The sequence below is a fragment of the Desulfobacter sp. genome (assembly GCF_050177295.1).
The window spans coordinates 1-6231 of record NZ_JBFXHE010000269.1 but is presented as its reverse complement, the minus strand read 5'-3'; the positions used below and the strand labels follow the sequence as shown (position 1 = coordinate 6231).

The following is a 6231-nucleotide window of genomic DNA, read 5'->3' as shown; positions in this document are numbered from 1 at the left end:
ATGAACAAGAAGTCCAAAAAATTTTGATTTTCGGTTCTTTCATAAAATCTGATACCCCAAATGACATCGACATAGCCGTATTCCAAAACAGCAAAGGTGGTTATTTGAGTTTATCAATGAAGTACAGGAAACTGTTAAGAACTTTGATAGCAACTATTCCATTCGATGTAATTCCGATTAATCCTGATGCAGCAAGCGGTTTTTTAGACCATATAAAAGATGGGGATGTCATTTTTGAAAGGTGAAACAAAAATATGGTTGAGATATTCTAAAGAGAATTTTGATTCCGCTAATGTGCTTAAAAAACATGCTTTTTAACCCATGTATTTAAAATGTGCATCAGTCAGTTTAAAAAGCACTAAAAGCGGGAGCAGTGCTCCTATCTTGAAAGACAAAATAACCCTTTTGTCACAGTTGTAAAGGAAATTTTTATGACAACTTTAACAATAGAATTACCTCAAACAGTATTTTCAGCTCTTCATGCTGATCCTGACGAATTTATCAGGCAAATGCGTATCGCAGCCGCTATAAAATGGTATGAGCTTGGGAAAATATCACAAAATAAAGGTGCTGAAATAGCAGGGATTTCCAGGGCGGAATTTATTGATGTGTTATCAGTCTCAATGGTTTCTCCATTACAAATTACACCGGAACAAATAAGAGACTATGATGGAGATTGACCACTGGGCAGTTGTGGATGATCTTGCTGCTCGCCGTTGTGCAAAAACATTTGGTATTCAAACTATCGGAACAGGTGGGCTTTTGATACTTGCAAAGCGAAGAGGAATTATTAGATCTGTAAAAAGAAGAATTGATCGTTTTCGTGATGCTGGACTTTATTTGTCTGAGTCTATAATTCAGCTTCTTCTTTCTGAAGCAGGTGAATAAATCCGGTATTGCCAATCTGACGCACGAAGAAACGAACACATAAAATGTTTAAAAAAATTGCAAAAACCCGAAAACCACTGATGGTACTGCACTGTAAGGCATGATACAAAAACTCAAACTCATACAAATACTTGTATTCGCCTGCATGGCCGTAGTCATCCTCAATCAACTGATTGGTAATGCACATGCGGTAACCCCATCCCAGGTGCTGGTTCTTTACAACGCAGACTGGAAAACAGATGATCCACTTACTGATCCAGGGCAGGATTCCAAAGAGATTGCAGATCATTATATTTCTATGCACACGGACCCTGAAACCGGTGAAAAACCTTATGTTTTAGGGCTCAGTTGTGGAATCGAAACAAATCACCTAAAAGGCAGATCTCTCAATGAGCATCATCTCGCCGAAAGAACCCAAGACAATACGTCAGGTGTTGTTTTAACAAAAGATGGGAAAATATTAAAATTTGCCACAGATGATATGCGTGACAGCCGGTTGTTCGAATTCACTCTTCCCCGGGAAAAAGATAAGAAATGGTTGCCTGACACCCTGAAGGTCCAGCTCAAAAAGAATCTTAAAAATACGTTACCGCTGGTGGATAATGGAAAAAGCCTGCATGGCAATCGCGTGCAGGTCCAGATTGATGGGCCATGGAATGTTCGGGCCAATGCCCGCAGCTTTCTTTCAGGCTCATTTTCTGCTTATGCAAGCTGCAAAGACGCCTCGGGACAGCTGCATAAATGGGAAGCAAAGTATACGGATTTCCAGGATGTTGAATTGAGTGAAACCGGCCCGGACGGTAAACGCGACGACCAGATGTATCTTTCATATATAGAAAACCAGGTTAAAAATTTCCTGGAGGCCCCTGAAAACGCCAGGGCGGACGGAACACTGCTGAAAGATCACATTCTGTTCATGGTGGTTTGCTATGGGCTTCCGAGGACTGTCGTAGCTCCGTATGGCATTGCCCGTGGGGTTACAGAACATATAAACAACTATGGCAGTATCATTAGTCTTGAACAACGACTCCAGCTTATGTATTACGATCTTGAAGCAATCATGGGATCACAACCCCAACCCCAGCGATTCCAAAACCTCGGCCCCTTTACTGCATTTTATTTTAGAACGCCCCAGGCAAGACCGTTGTACGGCAGAAAAGCCAACCCTTTTATGCATCCATTGGTATATGAAAAGAAAAATGGCTCTCTTGATAAAATACCAGCGCCGGTTTCTTTTACGTCAAAAGAACGAAAGCGTTTTAAAAACAGACAATTGTTTTTTGTGATGCGGATTGATGCCCCAACGCCCATGGCGGCGAGAGGACTCATTGACCGGGCGGTCTACGCTTCAAGATATGGTGGGCTGGCCATGGGTAAGATGGATGGAATGATTAACGAAAAAACTGAGGACAGGGTTGGCAAATTGGAGTGGACGAACGCCGGACAATGGCTCTGGGGAAAGGGGATTCATCATCTCTACTACGGCGGTGCAGGCAGAGACCTGTTGGCGTTTCTGCGATTTTCACCAACGAAGGACTTCTTTAACCGAGAGCCGGTTTATCTGCCAGGCGGGATAGCCAGCACGGTTATTTCCCATAACGGCTGGAAAAAAGGTGAGCTGGTGAGAGATATAGCCATGGGGGTTACCATTACAGCCGGTGCTGCTCGAGTATATAACGGAGCCCCACACATTCATAACAAAAGTTGGTGGGATGATGACATTTTTTATCCTTTTTTTCTTAAAGGGTATACGGTTGGAGAACTTCTTCTCATGAATCAAGCCCATTTGGGGTGGATCACAACTTTTATAGGAGATCCTTTGTATAGTTGGCCTCTGTCTGGATCTAAAGACACTACTACACCTGAATTTGAACAAAATAAGGATGTTCATATAATTACTAAAAAAGGGGCAGACAACGCTCAGGAAGTCTGGCTTAGAGTGAAACTTCATTCATCTTCTGTATCGCCTGAAACCGCACAGTTTAAAGCAACTTCTTCCGATGGCAAAGTGATCTTATGTGAGTCATTTGAAGGGGCTCCCTATATTTTCTTGGGGAACAAAAAAGAGGTACTTAACCAGAAGTGGCAATTAGAGATGAAGGATCCTTACGGGAATAACTATGTGACAAATATAGCTACCGATTTAAGCCGGGACACCCTTTAGAATAAGGATCTTATAGGGTGTCCTATTTTTGAGGCTTACATGCTAAAAGACTCTGATTAACCGGTTTAAACTTCCCGGATGCGGCTCTTTTATGACAAAACTGATTTGAATTCAATAATATCTTTAAAAACATTTTGAGAAAAATCACACAACTGAAATGACTGACGCCCGCATTATTTTACGAAACCTCACCGCCAACTGGGTCGGCCACGGTGCCAACCTTGTGGTGATGTTTTTCTTATCCCCGTTTATTCTCCATACCCTCGGGGTCACTGAATTTGGTATCTGGCAGCTGCTGACGGTGCTGACCGGGTACATGGGCATCCTGGATCTGGGTGTAAGGGCCGGCACCGGCCGGTATATCATTTTGTATCTGGGACAGGATGATCTTAAAAAAGTGGATGAAACCATACGGACGGGACTGGGGCTTTATACAGTTATGAGCAGCCTTATTCTGCTTGCAGGTGTTATCCTGGGACTGGTATTCCCCATGGTCTTTCCCACTGTTCCCGTTGAATACCATACCACCGTGACTGTGCTGCTCCCTGTGCTTGCCGTCAATATATGGATATCCGCCTTAAGAACCATACTTTCCAGCCTGCTGGCAGCCTATGACCGGTTCGACCTGGCTCAGGGTTCCGACCTGATCATGCTGGCGGTCCGCACCATCGGCACCATTGCAGCCCTAAAACTGGACACCGGCCTGGTGGGCCTGACCGTGGCCATCATCAGCTGCAACCTGGTGGGCCTGGGTGTCAACCTGATGCTTTCCCGAAGGATACATAATTCACTGAAACTCTGGCCCCTGATATTGAAAAAAGAACGGATAAAAGAGCTGTACAATTACGGCATAGGCGCTTTTATCATTGCCGTGTCTGCAAAAATCATCGGGCAGACCGACCTGATTCTGGTGGGAAATCTTATCAGCATCGATGCGGTAGCCGTATACAGTGTCGGTGCCATGCTCATTTATTATTCAGACACTTTTGTCAAACAGATCAAAGGAACTTTTTTCCCCTCCTTGCAGCGGGCGGTTACCCGAGGTAAATTCGGGGAGGTTCGGTGGTTACTTCACAGAATGATGCGCCTGATGCTGATCCTTGGGATTCTCATGTATGTCGGTTATATTTTCTTAGGCAAATCATTTATCTCTCTCTGGATGTTTGATCCTAAATCTTTTCCGTTGACATCGGTTACCACAGCTGCCAAAGTAATGGCAATTCTTTCCTGTGCAAAGCTTTTATTGAATCTCGGCCAATTCAGTAGGAGCCTTCTCGAAGCCACAGGCCATATCGGATTTGCCGCAAAAATGACTGTTGTTGAAGCCGTTATTAATTTGATCCTGTCCATCTCTTTTGTCGTTGTTTTGGATTGGGGAATGCTTGGAATTGCCGCGGGCACTTTAGGTTCTCACCTGCTTATTCAAACGGTCATTTTACCGTCTTATGCATGTCGGAAAGTTGGACTGAACTGGGGCAAGATCCTCCTTACAACCGGCAGCAGGGGGTTGCTTGTAGGTGGCCTTTTTGCTATGGTATGCTATTTTTTGCAACATTTTTTCTTAACACCCACCTGGATAGCATTTTTTATCCAGGTGACTATTTGTATTATATGTTACATCCCCATTGTATTGCTCTTACTTTTTTCACCAGATGACAGAAATCGTCTATTAAAAAAAGCAAATGGAATAAAGAAAGCATTTAATTGAAACTAAACAACCACCGGTTAGAAACCGGTGGGATTAAGCTCGCGGAATGAAAATCCAGCAATACCGGCTATAGCCGGTTGGGGTAACTACTTGATATCAAAATTATCATTGGGGTCTTTTCCAAAATGATGCTCAAGATACTCTTGAATCATATCCTTTGTCAGCTCACCGGAGGTCACGCAAAAATAACCTCGTGCCCAAAAGTGCCTTCCCCAATATCGTTTTTTAACATAAGGAAATTCCTCAAAATTTTTCCGGGAAACTCTACCCTTTATTCTGCGCATGATATCAGATGACGATATATAGGGTAAAATTGGGTCACTATTAATAAGTAGTTTTTTTGATTGGAAAGTATGGGAATAAAGTCTAAAATACTCTTCTTTTCGCTCGATAAATTTGTCCGTTTTTTTGGTCTAAGTCAAATGTCAACAATCATATTTTTTTTGCCACCTTGGACTTTACCTTTTCTTTTAAAAAGATACGGAGCACAAATCGGTGAGAATGTTATTTTCCGACAGGGAATACGATTTATAAATTTGTCTTCGGGGGGGTTTTCTAATCTTCAAATAGGGAACAACTGTTATTTTGGCTATGAGTGCATGTTTGATCTAACGGGTAAAATATTAATTGAAGATGATGTAACACTCTCTCCAAGGTGTACAATTTTGAGTCATCAGGATGTTGGAAACCGCCCTTTAGCAAAAGTTTATCCTGCAACCAAAGGGGAAACTATTTTGCGGAAAGGCTGTTGGTTGGGGGCTAATGTTACGATATTAAACAACGTTTTTATTGGAGAGAATTCAGTCGTAGCAGCTAACGCTGTTGTAACGAAAAATGTTGAAAAAAATACAGCTGTCGGAGGGGTTCCAGCTCGGTTGATAAAAGACAAACTGATTCAGGATAAATAAATATGAGTGAATTTAACATTTCCTTTAGATGGTTGGAGAATTGGTCTTCATCTGAAGAAAATTTTTTCGTCGGCGCCTGGCATCCTTCTGCTCTTTTGAATGTCAAAGTCATGGGAGATGGGTTCAAAAAGATTTCAGGAAATAATTGGTTCATTATAAGTAATTGTTTAAATAACTCTGCGGAAACAATCGGGCCACTCCATGGTGAACCCAATCAATCAGGGGGATATTCAAAAGCTATTTTGTTCTCCGGTTATTTGCTTGAACCAAGTCTGCATACGTTTTCAACCTCTGCGCAAATTTTTAATTATTTCAATGGAAATAAACCTCTTGATTATAATGGTGTCTTTTCTTTAATTAAAATTGAGGATAGTGGGAAAAGGATTGAAATAAGATCTGATGCTTTTGGTATCTCTCCATTATATTATCGTATTTATAAAGTAAGCGGTGTATGAACCACACCTTTTTAAGCCTATCGGGGTGTTGTATAGTTTTCCAGCAAGTTTTTATCCACGTTTTGTGGCATCAAAGCTTTAAATTCGTCTTCCGTCATGGCTTCCGGT

The 6231-nt window shown here is 42.0% G+C and carries 7 protein-coding genes and 1 pseudogene; 7 read left to right on the top strand and 1 reads right to left on the bottom strand.

Annotated features, from left to right (window positions below; translation table 11 throughout):
- From AB7U36_RS16470 to AB7U36_RS16450, 5 genes are all read left to right on the top strand, one after another.
- Positions 1-245: hypothetical protein (locus AB7U36_RS16470; protein WP_428160790.1), on the top strand; the 245-nt coding region annotated here is incomplete at its 5' end.
- A 186-nt stretch (positions 246-431) separates the two neighbouring features.
- Positions 432-680 carry a UPF0175 family protein gene (locus AB7U36_RS16465; RefSeq protein WP_178366482.1) on the top strand — a complete coding sequence of 83 codons (249 nt, stop codon included), beginning with the start codon at positions 432-434 and terminating at the stop codon, positions 678-680.
- Complete coding sequence (locus AB7U36_RS16460) at positions 667-888, top strand: DUF3368 domain-containing protein (protein ID WP_428160789.1); 222 nt, start codon at positions 667-669, stop codon at positions 886-888. Before AB7U36_RS16465 ends, AB7U36_RS16460 begins: the two co-directional genes overlap by 14 nt.
- 100 nt (positions 889-988) lie before the next feature.
- A complete protein-coding gene (locus AB7U36_RS16455; protein WP_428160788.1) occupies positions 989-3052 on the top strand; it encodes a hypothetical protein in 2064 nt (687 codons plus the stop codon).
- A 157-nt stretch (positions 3053-3209) separates the two neighbouring features.
- Positions 3210-4760 (top strand): polysaccharide biosynthesis C-terminal domain-containing protein, encoded by a 1551-nt coding sequence (locus AB7U36_RS16450; RefSeq protein WP_428160787.1) that lies wholly within the window; start codon positions 3210-3212, stop codon positions 4758-4760.
- An 86-nt stretch (positions 4761-4846) separates the two neighbouring features.
- Here the strand turns inward: AB7U36_RS16450 and tnpA are convergent.
- Positions 4847-5068: pseudogene (gene tnpA, locus AB7U36_RS16445) on the bottom strand (IS200/IS605 family transposase); the annotation flags it as partial.
- Positions 5069-5182: 114 nt separating this feature from the next.
- Between tnpA and AB7U36_RS16440 the strand changes: the two are divergent.
- Positions 5183-5668 (top strand): acyltransferase, encoded by a 486-nt coding sequence (locus tag AB7U36_RS16440; protein ID WP_428160786.1) that lies wholly within the window; start codon positions 5183-5185, stop codon positions 5666-5668.
- 2 nt (positions 5669-5670) lie between these two features.
- The gene (locus AB7U36_RS16435; RefSeq protein ID WP_428160785.1) at positions 5671-6123 is read left to right on the top strand and encodes a hypothetical protein; all 453 of its coding nucleotides are present in this window, start codon (positions 5671-5673) and stop codon (positions 6121-6123) included.
- Positions 6124-6231: the final 108 nt, after the last annotated feature.

What these genes read in the sequence shown, in the direction of transcription:
- AB7U36_RS16465 (WP_178366482.1), top strand. Translation starts at nt 432, where the DNA reads ATGACAACTTTAACAATAGAATTACCTCAAACAGTATTTTCAGCTCTT.
- AB7U36_RS16455 (WP_428160788.1), top strand. Translation starts at nt 989, where the DNA reads ATGATACAAAAACTCAAACTCATACAAATACTTGTATTCGCCTGCATG.
- AB7U36_RS16440 (WP_428160786.1), top strand. Translation starts at nt 5,183, where the DNA reads ATGTCAACAATCATATTTTTTTTGCCACCTTGGACTTTACCTTTTCTT.
- AB7U36_RS16450 (WP_428160787.1), top strand. Translation starts at nt 3,210, where the DNA reads ATGACTGACGCCCGCATTATTTTACGAAACCTCACCGCCAACTGGGTC.
- AB7U36_RS16435 (WP_428160785.1), top strand. Translation starts at nt 5,671, where the DNA reads ATGAGTGAATTTAACATTTCCTTTAGATGGTTGGAGAATTGGTCTTCA.
- AB7U36_RS16460 (WP_428160789.1), top strand. Translation starts at nt 667, where the DNA reads ATGATGGAGATTGACCACTGGGCAGTTGTGGATGATCTTGCTGCTCGC.